This window comes from Sphingomonas trueperi (assembly GCF_040545665.1).
Lineage (GTDB): Bacteria > Pseudomonadota > Alphaproteobacteria > Sphingomonadales > Sphingomonadaceae > Sphingomonas > Sphingomonas trueperi_B.
The window spans coordinates 37,779-50,431 of sequence record NZ_JBEPMH010000008.1 but is presented as its reverse complement, the minus strand read 5'-3'; the positions used below and the strand labels follow the sequence as shown (position 1 = coordinate 50,431).

At 68.9% G+C, this 12,653-nt stretch carries 10 protein-coding genes; 3 read left to right on the top strand and 7 right to left on the bottom strand.

Annotation, left to right across the window (positions count from 1 at the left end; all coding sequences use genetic code 11):
• Both ABIC65_RS20595 and ABIC65_RS20590 read right to left on the bottom strand, forming a co-directional pair.
• Complete coding sequence (locus tag ABIC65_RS20595; protein ID WP_354311253.1) at nt 1–3,192, bottom strand: TonB-dependent receptor; 3,192 nt, start codon at nt 3,190–3,192, stop codon at nt 1–3.
• A 116-nt stretch (nt 3,193–3,308) separates the two neighbouring features.
• Nucleotides 3,309–5,540, bottom strand: a complete 2,232-nt coding sequence (locus tag ABIC65_RS20590) for a beta-glucosidase (protein ID WP_354311251.1) — start codon at nt 5,538–5,540, stop codon at nt 3,309–3,311.
• 315 nt (nt 5,541–5,855) lie between these two features.
• Here ABIC65_RS20590 and ABIC65_RS20585 point away from each other — a divergent pair, with 315 nt between their 5' ends.
• Together ABIC65_RS20585 and ABIC65_RS20580 are read left to right on the top strand one after the other, a co-directional pair.
• The gene (locus tag ABIC65_RS20585) at nt 5,856–7,073 is read left to right on the top strand and encodes an MFS transporter (protein WP_354311250.1); all 1,218 of its coding nucleotides are present in this window, start codon (nt 5,856–5,858) and stop codon (nt 7,071–7,073) included.
• A 12-nt stretch (nt 7,074–7,085) separates the two neighbouring features.
• Nucleotides 7,086–8,114: a LacI family DNA-binding transcriptional regulator gene (locus ABIC65_RS20580; protein ID WP_354311249.1), complete on the top strand. Its 1,029-nt coding sequence runs from the start codon at nt 7,086–7,088 to the stop codon at nt 8,112–8,114.
• On the opposite strand, the gene ABIC65_RS20575 is transcribed toward ABIC65_RS20580, so the two are convergent.
• From ABIC65_RS20575 to ABIC65_RS20555, 5 genes are all read right to left on the bottom strand, one after another.
• Nucleotides 8,097–8,759 carry a TorF family putative porin gene (locus ABIC65_RS20575; RefSeq protein ID WP_354311247.1) on the bottom strand — a complete coding sequence of 221 codons (663 nt, stop codon included), beginning with the start codon at nt 8,757–8,759 and terminating at the stop codon, nt 8,097–8,099. The genes ABIC65_RS20580 and ABIC65_RS20575 overlap by 18 nt on opposite strands.
• A 19-nt stretch (nt 8,760–8,778) precedes the next feature.
• On the bottom strand, nt 8,779–9,972 hold the full coding sequence (locus ABIC65_RS20570; RefSeq protein WP_354311245.1) for a S8 family peptidase: 1,194 nt from the start codon (nt 9,970–9,972) through the stop codon (nt 8,779–8,781).
• Entirely contained in the window at nt 9,969–10,595 is a 627-nt protein-coding gene (locus ABIC65_RS20565) for an anti-sigma factor family protein (protein WP_354311243.1), read from the bottom strand. The genes ABIC65_RS20570 and ABIC65_RS20565 overlap by 4 nt, the downstream gene beginning before the upstream one ends.
• 3 nt (nt 10,596–10,598) lie before the next feature.
• Nucleotides 10,599–11,192: an RNA polymerase sigma factor gene (locus ABIC65_RS20560; protein WP_354311242.1), complete on the bottom strand. Its 594-nt coding sequence runs from the start codon at nt 11,190–11,192 to the stop codon at nt 10,599–10,601.
• Nucleotides 11,193–11,311: 119 nt separating this feature from the next.
• A complete protein-coding gene (locus ABIC65_RS20555; protein WP_354311241.1) occupies nt 11,312–11,959 on the bottom strand; it encodes a PEP-CTERM sorting domain-containing protein in 648 nt (215 codons plus the stop codon).
• A gap of 259 nt (nt 11,960–12,218) precedes the next feature.
• Between ABIC65_RS20555 and ABIC65_RS20550 the strand changes: the two genes are divergently transcribed.
• A complete protein-coding gene (locus ABIC65_RS20550) occupies nt 12,219–12,653 on the top strand; it encodes a pyridoxamine 5'-phosphate oxidase family protein (protein WP_354311239.1) in 435 nt (144 codons plus the stop codon).

Here is a 12,653-nt window from a genome sequence, read left to right as displayed (position 1 = left end):
TCAGAAGCGGAAGCGCGCGCCGGCCAGATACCGGGCCGAGCCTTCGGACTCGTACCAGGTGTTGATGTAATCGCGGCTGTAGCTGCGAACGCCTTCCTCGAGGAGGTTGATGCCTTCGAAGCTGAGCGAGATGTTCTTGGTCAGGTCGTAGTTGATGCTGAGATCGACCTGGCCGTACGGATCGTTGAACGCCGGGTTGTGCGCCGCGCCGCGGTTGGTTTCGGCGAGGAACTTGCCGCGCCAGTTGTACGACAGGCGGGCGGAGATGCCGTGCTTGTCATAGATCAGCGTGGCGTTGGCCGTGTCGCTCAGACCCACCAGCGCGAACTGGTCGGCCGTCGGATCCGCCGTGATGTTGAAGCCGATGTTACCGCGCACCAGCGTGTAGCTCGCGGCGATACCGAGGCCGGTATTGCCGAGGAAATACTGGCCGGCGATTTCGACGCCGTAGATCTCGGCGTCCTTGTTGTTGATCGGCGTGTTCACCGCGAAGTTGAGCAGCGGATCGGCCGAGGTCGGCTTCACGTCGATCGCGGCCAGCGTGTTGCTGATATAGCCGGAATCGAAGGTCCGCGTCGACGGCACATAGTTGGCCTGCAGCTCGGCGGTTGCCGCAGCGACGTTGCCGCCGTACTTCTGCAGGATCGCGGTGCTGGTGAACAGGTTGACGTTGCTGATGTCGCCGCCGAGACCGGTGACGATCGCGCGCCCCGCCTGCGCCAGCGGACCCGCGGTTGGGTCGCGCAGGCCGAACAGGTTACGCTGCACCACCGAGTTGCCGATGAAGTTGTGCACCCGCTTGTCGAAGAATCCGACCGAGAGATACACGTCGCGGCGCGGATACCATTCGAGCGACACGTCGAAGTTATCCGAATCCAGCGGCTTCAGCGCCGGGTTGTTCTGGTTGCCGGTCGCAACGCCGCCCAGCGAGGTCGGGTTGTTGAGGGCGCCGGCGCCGGTCGAGGCGAAGAGGTTGCCGTACGGTGCCCGCGAGATCGTCTTGCTGTACGAAACGCGGCCGATCAGGTTCTTCGCGGCTTCGATCTGGAAATCGACCTGCGGCAGCAGATTGTCGTAGCTGCCGCGGCCGGTCACCGCCTGCTGGTCCACCGAGTTGAGCACCGAGAAGTCGTTGTCGGCTTCCCACACCACCGCGAGCGGGATCGTCTGGAGCGACGTCGCCTTCACCTTGGTATGCTCGTAGCGGATGCCCGCGACCAGGGTCGCGTTGCGGCCGCCCACTTCGCCCTTCCAGGTCAGCTGGCCATAGGCTGCCCAGATGTCTTCCTTGACGCGATTGTTGTTGTTGGCATCGATGATGTTCTGATGGTTGATGCCATCGTTGGTGATGCCGACATAGTGGTTGTACAGCGCGTTGTAGAGCTTGGTCGGATCCTCGGCACGCCACGCAACCTTGCCCACAGCGTCGGCGGTCGCGTTGTTGTGGTGGAACTGGCAGACCAGGCAATATTGCTGCACCGTGCCGGGCGCGAAGGCCGCGACGTCGGGCGGCAGCGCGTTGTTCCAGTCACCCAGCACCTGGCGGGTGTTGTACTGGGTCTGGCGGGTGTCGGTGGTACGGAAGTCGCCGCCGAAATCGAAGCGGCTGCCGCCGCCGAGATCCCAGCCCGCGTCGATCCGCGCTTCCTTGATCTTCTGCGACTGAGTGGACGCGAACTGGCGCTGCACCGCCGCCGACAGATCGCCGGCATCGAACACGCCGTTGCAGTTGCCGTTCTTGAACGGAACCTTGTTCGGCGTCTGTTGCGAATAGCAGTCGTTGATCGTCAGCGTCTGGGTCGGGAAGCCTTCATTATCCCAGTTAAGGCCGTGCGACGTGACGATGTTGCCGTTGAAGGCGACGGTGGTCGAGGTCTGGCCGTTGGGGTTGTCGGGCAGGCTCTCCGCCTTGCCGATATGCCCGTCGAAGTTCAGCGTGAAATTGTCGGCCAGCTCCCACTTCAGGTTGCCGCCGATATCCCACAGCCGGTTCTTCTGCGCACGATACGCGTTCTCGAAGCCCTCGTCCTTCACGCCGTTGAGCGTCTCGTGAAGATACTTGGTCGTCGCGATGCCATTGCTCGAATCGTCGAAGGTGACTTCATCGAACGGCTTGCTGAACCAGTTGGACTGCGACGAGCGGCGCTCGGACGAACGCAGCTGCGCGAACAGGCCGTCGACCGTGAAGGTCATGCTGTCCGTCGGACGATACTGCACCACGGCCTGGCCGTTGATGCGCTCGCGGCTCGCTTCCGAGAAGTGGTGGCGATAATCGTCGGGCACCGCGACCAGCGTGTTGGGGTCGGTCGGGCGATTGTTGATCTTGGTGCCGGCGGTGATGTAGCCCTTCGACGGATCAAGGAAGTCCGACAGGCGCGGCATGTTCCAATAATTGTTCGCCTGGCTCGGGAAGCTGAAGTTGCGCTTCTGGTAGCTGCCGAACAGGCTGACGCCGAAGCGCTGCTCCTGGTCGCTCCAGCTGGCGATGCCCGAGAATTCCGGCGTCACATGGCTGCCGCAGCTGATGCAGTCGTCGGCCGAGGTGTCGTAGCTCGCCTTGGCGCCGACCGAGCCGGTAAAGCCGGCCTTGCCGTCGAGCGGACGCACGCCGACGATGTTGATGGTGGCACCGATGCCGCCCGACGGGATCGCGGCGCGGCCGGTCTTGTAGACCTCCAGCGTCTTGACGCCTTCCGAGGCGAGGTTGGCGAAGTCGAACGAACGGCCGAAACCGCCGGCGCCGTCACCGCCCTGGTCGCCGCCCACCGCGACGATGTTCGAGGCCGCGAGCTGGCGGCCGTTCAGCGTCACCATGTTGTACTGCGCGCCGAAGCCGCGGACCGTCACGGTCGAGCCTTCGCCGTTGACGCGGTCGATCGACACGCCGGTGATGCGCTGCAGCGATTCAGCGAGGTTGGTGTTGGCGAACTTGCCAATGTCTTCAGCGGAGATCGCGTCGACGATGCCGGTCGAATCGCGCTTCAGCGCGATCGAGCGCTCCAGCGAGGCGCGGATGCCGGTGACGACGATTTCGCCATTGTCCTGGCCTGCATCCTGCGCTGCGCTGGTGTCGGCGGCGGCCGAGTCCGTCGCGCTGCTGGTCTGGGCCGCGGCGATGCCGGGCATGGCGAGTGCCGTCGCGACGGCGAGCATGGATACCGCGCGGACGCGCGATGACGAACGAATACGCATTGGGTTTCTTCCCCTCCTGAACGGGCCGTTAGGCCCTGATGGTCCGCTGAGTACCGACAATGGTCGGCGACAACGTTGTCTTACTTTTCTTCACACTTTCCCCTTTCGTTATGTTTTCATTTACGAATCGCACCGGCGGGCACCTCTACTTCGCGAATCATCGTCGCGGAAGCGGAATCCTGCCCCACTGCCAGCCGATACTTGCCGGCCGGGATTACCCAGTGCCCGTCCCTCCAGCGCGCGAGTGCATGCGGGTCGGCGGCGAGCGTCACCTGCGCGGCCTCGCCCGGCTTGAGCATCTGGCGCTTCCACGCCGCCAGCCGGGGCGCGCCGCCCTCGGGTCCGGTGACGTAGAGCTGCGGGACCACGGCACCTGCGCGCGACCCCTGGTTGCGGACGGTAACCGTAACCGAAGGCGTCGGACCGCCGGTGAAGCGCGCATCGGTGAGGGCGAAGCGGGTGTAGCTGAGGCCATAGCCGAACGGGAACAGCGGCTGCGTGCCCTTGGCAGCATACCAGCGATAGCCGACATTGGCGCCTTCGGTGTAGGTCACGTCCCAGCTCGGCAGCGCGCTGCCGTCGCCGGCGCCGGCATCGCTCGCGGCGTTGGAGTTGAGCCCCTCGGGCACGACGGGCTTCGGCCGGGGCAACTGGTCGGCGCGCTTCGGGAAGCTGATCGGCAGGCGGCCCGAGGGATTGACGTCGCCGAACAGGATGCCGGCGATCGCCTCGCCGCCGCGCTGGCCGGGATACCAGGCCTGGAGCACCGCAGGCACCTGCTCCAGCCACGGCATCAGCACCGGCCCGCCGGTCTCGAGCACCACCACCGTCTTCGGGTTCGCCTTGGCGACCGCGGCGATCAGGGAATCCTGATTGTCAGGGAGCGCGAGCGAGTCGACGTCCTGCGCCTCGGTCGCCCACTGCGTCGCGAACAGCACGACCATGTCGGCCGTACGCGCCGCGGCCGCGGCGGCGGCGGGATCGCTACCGTCGACATAGGTCACCTGCGCCTGCGGGGCCTTGGCGCGGATCGCCTGGAGCGGCGACGAGGCATGCCAGGTGATGCGCGCGAACGAGGCGGCAGCCCCGCTGGTCAGGGGAATCTCGACCGGTGCACCGCCGACCGAGCGCACCTGGCTCGATCCACCGCCCGACAGCACGCCGACATCGGCATGGCCGCCGATCAGCACGATCTTCTTGGCCGACTTTGCCAGCGGCAGCAGGTCGCCCTGGTTGCGCAGCAGCACCATGCCTGCCTCGGCGACGCGCTGCGCGACATGGGCATGCGCGGCATAGTCGATCGGCTGGGCGGTGGTCGGCGTCGGATGGTCATAGAGGCCGCTGGCGATCACCCCGGTGAGGATGCGCGTGACCATCTGGTCGATCCGCGCCTCGGTGATCTGGCCGGCCTTGATCGCCGCGTCGATCGTCTCAGGCGCGAAGTAGATTGCGTGGTCGAGTTCCTGGCCCGATTCCTGGTCGAGCCCCGACATCGCCGCCTTGACGGTGGAGTGCACCGCACCCCAGTCGCTCATCACCCAGCCGGTATAGCCCCAGTCGCGGCGCAGCACGTCGGTGAGCATGCGCGCGCTTTCGCAGGCATAATCGCCCTCGATGCGGTTATAGGCGCACATCACCGAGCCGGGCTTGCCGGCCGCAATCGCGATCTCGAAGGCGAGCAGGTCGCTCTCGCGCAACGCCGCCTCGTCGATCCGCGCGTTGAGCACGGTGCGGCCGGTCTCCTGCGCGTTCAGGATGAAATGCTTGATCGTCGAGACGATGTGGTTCGACTGAACGCCGTCGATCGCGGCGCCCGCCAGCGTGCCGGCAAGGATCGGGTCTTCGCCGAGATATTCGAAGTTGCGGCCGTTCCACGCGTCCCGAGTCAGGTTCACCCCGCCGGCGAGCAGGACGTTGAAGGTCTTGGCGCGCGCCTCGGCGCCGATCATCGCGCCGCCCGCGCGGGCAAGCTCGGCGTCGAAGGTCGCCGCGGTAGCAAGGCCCGAGGGCAACGCCGTCGCGACATCGCCCTTGCGCTGCTCAACCTGGTTGGCGACGCCGAGGCTGGCGTCGCTCTCGCGCAGCGTCGGGATGCCGAGCCGGGGGATGCCCGGCACATAGCCGGCCGAGGGAATCATGTCCGCCGGCGCGGGCTGCGCGCGCGGCGGGAACAGCCCGTGGATCAGCTGCAGCTTCTCGGCATGCGTCATCGCGCGGACCAGCGCGGCGGCGCGGGCTTCGGGCGCGAGCGTGCTGTCCTGCCAGGCCGGCGGCGCGCTCTGCGCACAGGATACCGCAGGCGCGGTGCCGGCCAGGAGAAGCAAGGCAAGGGCGCGGGCAGCGTTCATCGGCGCGGGAGTTCCTGATGCTGAGGGAGGGGTGCGGTCCGAAAAATGCGGCCGCCGTCCATCGGGGCGGACGACGGCCGCAGGTAATCCGCCCTTGAGGAGGGGGCCGGAACCGGAAAGCGCATAGCGGTGGAGAGGCGCGTCGGCGCAGTCGCGCGGCGAACGGCAGCAATGCCCGGCATGTCCTCTCCCCCATTTCGACCCGCATTATTGCGGGATATTTTCTGACAGCGATGTCTGGAGACATCTGACATCGATGTCAAGCGCAAAGCCGATCCGCATTGCCTGGCGCGCGGCGGGCGCTAAGGTCCGGGCGTGGCATCCACTCCCCTCCCCTCCTCGGCATCGGACATGGTCGCGCGGCTGTTTCGCCGGTCGATCGGCATCTTCTTCATGGGCGGCTTCGTCACCGCGCTGGTCGGCCTCTTGGTGCCGCGGCTGACGCTGATCGACCGGCTCGACTATACCCGCGCGGCACTCGTGCAGTTCGCCTTCCATTCGAGCTACCTGCTGTTCGCGCTGCCGATCACCGCGCTGCTGGTCCGCATCGGCTATATGCGCGCCATCGCCGCGGGACTAGCGGTGATGGCCTGCGCCTGCGTGGCGCTGGGCGGCGCGGCGTGGATCGGCAGCTATCCCCTGCTGCTGCTGGCGCTGCTGAGCCTGTCGACCGGCATCACCTTTCTCCAGATCGCCGCCAATGTCGTGCAGCCCTTGGTCGCGACCGAAGGCGGCGGCGCGGCGCGGCTGACCCTGCTCCAGGGGTTCAACTCGGTCGGCACCGTGCTGGCGCCGCTGATCGGCGCGGGCTTCCTGCTCCAGCTCGGCGCGATGGGCCGGGTGCCGCTGGCGCTGCCGTTCCTCGCCTGCGCGGCGGTGCTGGGTGGGCTGTGCCTCGTCTTCTGGCGCGCGCGCGACCTGCTGGCTTCCCACCCCGCCCCGGAGCGGCTGCCGCTGGCGGCGCTGGGCCGGGTGCTGCGCGAACGGCGGCTGGCCTGGGGGAGTCTCGCGATGTTCGGCTATGTCGGTGCGGAAGTGACGATCGGCAGCCTGCTCGCCAATTATCTCGCGCTGCCGACGATCCTCGCCATCGATCCGGCGAGCGCGGGGCGGCTGGTCAGCCTCTATTGGGGCGGGGCGATGCTCGGCCGCTTCGCCGGCGCGCTCGGGCTGGCGCGGATCGCCCCGGCGCGGCTGCTCGCGATCGTGGCGCTGGGAGCGGTGCTGCTGGTCGGCATCGCGAGCGGGGCGCATGGCATCATCGGCGCGGCTGCGCTGATCGCGGTGGGGCTGTGCAACGCCATCATGTATCCGACGATCTTCGCGCTGGCGCTGCCCGAGGATCGCGGCCTCGCCGCCTATGCCTCGATGATCCTGTGCATGGCGGTGGTCGGCGGCGCGGTGGTGCCGCTCGCCACCGGCGCGCTGGCCGACCAGGTCGGGCTCGCCGCCGCGCTGGGGCTGCCGCTGCTGTGCTATCTGGGGATCGCGGCCTTCGCATGCATGATAGCGCTATCGCCCGCGAAACGATAAGACCGTGCACGCATGAAGCCGCTCACTCTCAAGGACGTCGCCCGGCAGGCGGGCGTTTCGCCCAAGACCGTCTCGCGCGTGATCAACGGCGAGGCCTATGTCCGGCCCGAGGTGCGCGCGGCGGTGCAGAAGGTGGTCGACGCGCTCGGCTATCGTCCCAACGCCTTCGCGCGCGAGCTATCCAGCGCCCGTTCCTTCCTGCTCGGCCTCTATTTCGATGACCCCGCCTCGGCCTATGCCGCCGACGTCCAACGCGGTGCGCTCGCCCGCTGCCGGGCGCTCGGCTACCACCTCGTCGTCGAGCAGGTTACGCGCGATCGTACCGGTTGGCTGGAGGAGTGCGAAGCGTCGCTGCGGTCGATGCGGCTGGGCGGTGCGATCCTCACGCCCCCCTTGTGCGACTGGCCCGAACTGCTCGATCTGTTCGCGCGGATGGACGTCGCCGTGGTGCGGATCTCGCCGGGCGACGTGGACGCGCGCGCCGCCGCGGTCGAGATGGACGAGCGCGGCGCCGCGCGCGAACTGACCGAGGCGCTGATCGCGCTCGGCCACCGCGACATCGGCTTCATCCAGGGCAATCCCGAACACCATGCCGCAGCCCGCCGGCAGGAAGGCTTCGAGGCGGCGATGGCGGCGGCGGGCCTGGCGCTGCACCCCGAGCGGACGCTGCCGGGCGACTTCACCTTCCGCGCAGGGCTCGCCGCGGGTGAACGGTTGCTGTCGGGCCGGGACCGGCCGAGCGCGATCTTCGCCGCCAATGACGAGATGGCGCTGGGCGTCCTGGTCGCGGCGATGCGCGCCGGGATCGCGGTGCCCGACCAGCTCTCGATCGCCGGCTTCGACGATGCCACGATCGCCCGCATGGCCTGGCCGCCGCTCAGCACCGTCCACCAGCCGCATGTCGAGATGGCGGCAGCGGCGGTGGAGCTGCTCACCCGACCGGCGGGGGAGCAGAAGGCAACACCGTCGCTGCGCCTGCCCTATACGCTGACGCTGCGCGACAGCACCGGCCCCGCCCCCGCGTCAGAAACCCAGCGATAGCGCTAGCGTGACCGCCCGGCGCGCATGCTCGGCGCCGCGGTAGAAATCGGTGCCCGGCGCGCCCCCGCTCCAGGCGAGCTGGGCGTCGATCCGCCCGAAGCGCTTGGCCACGCCCAGGCTGTAATCGAACTGCGTCCGATCCGAACTGTAGCGCGGCACCGTCCCCAGGAACTGCATCGCGCCGCCATGGGCAAGCAGCCGCCAGCCGGGGGCCGGGCGCACGACGCCGTCGAGCGTGGCGTAGAGCGTCGAGGTGTCGCGCCACAGATAGTCGGGGGAATAATGGAGCCGCACCGAAAGGCTGCGGCCGCCGATGCCGAGATAGGCTTCGGTATAGCCCGCCCCGCGCGGCATGGTGGCGCCGCTGCGGAACTCGCGCCGCGTCACGCCGAGGTCGAGCACGCGCCCGCCGGGCAAGCGCCAGGCATAGCCGGCATCCACCCCCGCCGAGACCAGGGCAGCCCCCTCGGGCAACGCCGCCGCGGTGGCCGACGCATCGGCATAGACGCCCGAGCGGTCGTCATAGCCGAGCGACAGCGTCGCGGCGGGCCGCCCCGCGCTGATGCTGCGCCCGCGCCAGCGTTCGTCGTTGGTGACCGAAACCTGCCCGCTCCACTGCGCCCGCGCCGGCACCGCGCTCAGCAAGCCGAGCGCCAGCAGCGCCTCAGGGACGCAGACCCGCGCATTTCGCCTTCCCCACCACGCTCGCACAGGCATCGATCTCTCCGCCGCCGGGTCTAGCAGAAACGAGCGCGGTTCGTCTGCCGGGTGTCGCATGCGCCTCGCGGATCAGCGCGACCAGCCCGCTCACCTCGGCGGCAGCATAGGAGGAACCGCTTGCCAGATACCAGCGGCCGCCGGGCTGCGTCGTAGGAATGTCGCGACCGGGCGCGGCATAGGGGCCGCCCGCCTGCCCCACCGCCGTTTCCGCAACCGCAACTACACCGGGCATCGAGGCCGGAAAGCCGCCGCCGGGCAGCTTGGGATCATAGGCCGCGACCACCGTCGCGCCGCGCGTGACGCCGATCCGCAGCAGCGTCTCGATCAGTCGACTCGGCGGTCCGGCGAGGCTGAGGTTGATCACGTCGGCGCGCTGCTCGACCGCGAAGCTCACCGCACGGGCGAGGCTGAGGCTGTCGCACAGCGTCGCGGCGCCGGCGCCGCCCCCCTGCTCCGCACAGGCGCGCAGCGCGAGCAGCCGAGCGCCCGGCGCGATCCCGACGATGCCCACGCCATTGTCCGGCCGCGCCGCGATCACCCCGGCGATACCGGTGCCGTGGCGCTCCGCCGCGACGCCCGCACCGTCGACGAAGTTGCGCTCGATCGCGACCTGCCCCGCCAGATCCGGGTGCCGCGCGTCGACCTGGCTGTCGATCACCGCGATCCGCGCGCCGTGGCCGGTGGCGGTACGGTGGAGCATCGCGAGATGCCAGGCGCGCGCGACGGGCTGGGCCGGGTAGAGCGGATCATTGGGCGTCGGATCGCCCTTCGCCTCGAACGTCTCGATCGGCTCCGACCATTCGACCGCTGCATCGCGTGCGACCTGCGCGGCCGCCTCGGCCGGGGCGCGGCCCTTGGGGACGGTCAGGATGAAACAGTCGATCCCGATGATCGGCATCGGCCAGTTGCCTGCGAGGCGCAGGCCGTTGCGCTTGGCCACTGCCGCCGCGATCCGTCGCCGCGCCGCCGCCGACTGGTCCTCGCCGTATCCGCCGCCATAACCGCTGCCCGCGCGGAAATGCGCGGGTGCGAGGCGGAGCATCATCAGGATGCGCGGCGCGTCGTCCTCGGCGGCATGCGCCCGCACCGGCGCGGCGGCGAGCAGCAGGAACAACAGCGCCGTGCAGAGCCGGGTCATGGCGCGGCGTCGACCGGCTGGGCCAGCGTCACGCCCGGCTGTGCGCGCAGCCGGGCCAGCGCCGCCGCACGCTCGCCGGGCGCAATAGCGAGCAGATAGGCACCCGCCGCGGTCGGTCCGTCGACCAGCCGTGCGCCCGAGGCCTCGATCGCCTTGCGCAGCGCCGGCTCGCGCGTATCGGGCGCGAACATCACCAGGATGTTGCCCGCCTGCCCCTGCTCCGGCGACCCCAGCGCATGATAGGATTGCGGGCCAGCGACCGACGGCGCCTGGCGCTGGAGGTGCAGCACCACGCCGACGCCGAGCACCAGCACCGCCGCCTGTGCCGCCAGCATCCAGCCGGCGCGGCGGAGGAAGCTTCGTGGCAGCTGCGTTGGGGCCTCAGGCTGGGCAAGCTCGGCGACCATGCGATCCCAGCCGGCGGCGCTGGGTGCGGGCAGGTCCGCCACGGCGCCGCGCAACCGGCGCTCGGCGGCGAGCTCGTCACGGCACTCGGCGCAGTCGGCGAGATGCGCGTCGACCAGCAGCCGGTCGCACGGTTCGATCGCCCCGGTCACATACCAGGGCAGCAGCAGCATCGTCGCCTCGTGCGGATCGCCGCGCAAATGGAGTAGGTCGCCCATCGTCTAGATCCAGTCCGCCAATTCGCCCGCCATCGCACGCCGCAGCTGGCGGCGGGCATGGAACATCCGCGTCTTCACCGTATCGACCGGACATCCCAGAATCTCGGCAATCTCGCGATAGCCGATCTCGTGAAAATAGGTGAGGTCCACCACCGCGCGGTGCTCGGCCGAGAGCACTCCCATCGCCCGTTGCAGCGCCTGGCGGGTACGATCGCGCGACAGGCCCGCATCCGCGCTGCTGTCATCCGCGACCTCGGCAAGCACCACCGCATCCTCTGCCGCGGCGAGCGGCTCGCGGGCCCGGGCGCGCACCGCCTTGCGATAGGCAATGGCGAACAGCCAGGTCGACAGCCGGCTGGCGCCGGTGAAGTCGCTCGCCTTCTGCCACAGCACCATCAGCGTGTCGTTGACCACTTCCTCGACCAGCCCCGGAGAGCGGAGCAGCGTGCCAACGAAGCGGGTGAGCCGCGGCTGGTAGCGGCGGTAGAGCTGCTCGAACGCCCGCAGGTCGCGCGCGCGCACCGCCGCGACGAGGCCCATTTCCTCGTCGTCCTGCCGTGCGGTCGATTGCCGCGCCTGATGGTCGTTCTCTGTCACGCACCTGCCTTCGCTCCCACTGTAGTGGCGTTGCGGGGAGCGAAGGTTCAATCGGTGCGACCCGAGGTGCAAATTTTCGCCGGCCGGGTGGTTTTCCGGGCCCGGCCGGCGTCGGGAGGTCAGGCGAGCGCCGGGGTCGCGTGGCGGCGGCGGCGATAGCGGAGCATGCCGCCCGCGGCGCCGGCGCCGAGCATCAGCATTGCCCAGCTCGCGGGCTCGGGGACCGCGGCGGCAAGCGTCGCGTTCTCGGGCGCGAAGTCGCTGATCTGGGCATTGCCGCCGAAGCCGGTGCGCGGCCACAGGTTGAAGCCGTACTTGCCCGGCGCGAAGCCGGTGCTCGGCAGCAGCGACAGCGGCACCTTCACCGTCAGGATGTTGCCGGCGATCGCGATCCAGTTCGAATCGAGCGCGGTGCCGCCGATCGCGCCGGTGCCGTCCTTCTGCACCACGATCGCCTGGTCGAAGATCACATTGCCCTGGCCGATCCCGCCGAACGGCCGGATCGCGCCCTTGCCGGTGTTGACGCCGAACACATAGAAGCCGGCGGTGCCCGGGGTGATCGCGCCGGCAAAGGTGGTGCCGAGCGTGAACAGCTTGTCGGCGGAATCATAGCTCACCGAGAAGCTGGTGACGTCGAGATCGGCGAGCTTCGGGCCGGTATAGCCCGCGAGGAAATCCCCGGTCGCGTCGGTAACGGTCTGGGTCTGGGCCAGCGCGGGTGCGGCGGCGAGCGAGACGAGCGCGGCGGCGCCCAACAAGATACGCATCGATTGGTTCTCCCTTGATTGGTCCGATCCGGTGCACAGGGGCGGACACCGGATCGGACACGCACGTCGGCCTCGGCCGCACACAGGGGGAACGCCGCGGCCGGAAGCGTTCGCCTCCGTCAGTGCCGGGCGCGGCGGGAATGGTTCAAAGCGGATTAAGTTTTTTGCGGCTGCCCGATGCCGCAGCCGATGCAACGTACGCCATCCGCCATGGTTGATGCCTTCGACCGGAAGGCCCGGTCGTGTGGAAGGATGCATCATGGCGGAAATGACGTTGGAAGACCTTTCGAAGAAGATGGGCAAGATCGACTTCGGCATGCTCTCCACCCGGACCGACGGGGGCGCCATCGCGAGCCGCCCGATGAGCAACAATGGCGAGGTCGAATATCGCGGCGACAGCTATTTCTTCAGCTATGACAGCGCGCGGACCATCGCCGACATCGAGGCCGAACCGAAGGTGGGCCTCACCTTCACCGGCGCGGCCGGCCTGCTCGGCGGACCGCCGCTGTTCATCGCGGTCGAGGGCGATGCCGATCTGGTGCGTGACAAGACGCAGTTCGCCGCGCACTGGACCAAGGATCTCGACCGCTGGTTCGAGCAGGGCATCGACACGCCGGGCGTGGTGATGATCCACGTCCGCGCGCGCCGGCTGCATTATTGGAACGGTAGCGACGAGGGCGAGATCGCCCTCTGA

Coding starts and splice junctions, on each gene's coding strand:
- ABIC65_RS20595 (WP_354311253.1), bottom strand. CDS start 3,192: ATGCGTATTCGTTCGTCATCGCGCGTCCGCGCGGTATCCATGCTCGCC.
- ABIC65_RS20590 (WP_354311251.1), bottom strand. CDS start 5,540: ATGAACGCTGCCCGCGCCCTTGCCTTGCTTCTCCTGGCCGGCACCGCG.
- ABIC65_RS20580 (WP_354311249.1), top strand. CDS start 7,086: ATGAAGCCGCTCACTCTCAAGGACGTCGCCCGGCAGGCGGGCGTTTCG.
- ABIC65_RS20570 (WP_354311245.1), bottom strand. CDS start 9,972: ATGACCCGGCTCTGCACGGCGCTGTTGTTCCTGCTGCTCGCCGCCGCG.
- ABIC65_RS20565 (WP_354311243.1), bottom strand. CDS start 10,595: ATGGGCGACCTACTCCATTTGCGCGGCGATCCGCACGAGGCGACGATG.
- ABIC65_RS20555 (WP_354311241.1), bottom strand. CDS start 11,959: ATGCGTATCTTGTTGGGCGCCGCCGCGCTCGTCTCGCTCGCCGCCGCA.
- ABIC65_RS20550 (WP_354311239.1), top strand. CDS start 12,219: ATGGCGGAAATGACGTTGGAAGACCTTTCGAAGAAGATGGGCAAGATC.